The 511-nt window shown below is 58.9% G+C and carries 1 pseudogene; it reads right to left on the reverse strand.

Features of this window, described 5'->3' with window-relative positions:
* Window positions 1-211: pseudogene (locus FY251_RS22870) on the reverse strand (hypothetical protein); the annotation flags it as partial.
* Window positions 212-511 lie beyond the last annotated feature (300 nt).

Consider the following 511-nt stretch of genomic DNA (forward strand, 5'->3'; position numbering starts at 1 on the left):
GCGTGACCGTCTGCCCGCGCCGCATCGGTGTGCCGCCGAACCGACGGTCAGACTGCTGTCTGTGTGTGTCGAGTTCTGCTTCGACGAAGACGGTCTGTTCGGTTGAATTCTCGGTTGTGTATGCAGCTACGTCTTCGATAGTCGCGACAGTGCGTCCGCTGAGTCGGATCTCATCACCGGGAGTGACGTCTCGCGCTTCGGCGGTGGCCATGGTGTCTCTGAGAACCACCGTCGTGTCTTCCTGAGTGAAACTGTTGTCACCACCCACTGCACGAATCTGGCCGTCTACTTCGTATCGACTCGTCGCGATGGTTAGCGGTCGCCCGAGGCGCGGGGGCGCATTCGCATATGTGAGACTGTCCCCGTCAGGCGGTCCCTGAAGCGTAGCGCGTAAGATGACACGTGTCTGGTTGCCCTGCGGTGTCAGATGGACGTCTGTGATCGTGAGCTGTGAATTACCGCTTGGACTGTACGTATCTCCCTCGGTGATTTCTGAGACAACGTATGAGGG

It is taken from the genome of Haloferax sp. KTX1 (assembly GCF_902410085.1).
GTDB classification, from domain to species: Archaea; Halobacteriota; Halobacteria; order Halobacteriales; family Haloferacaceae; genus Haloferax; species Haloferax massiliensis.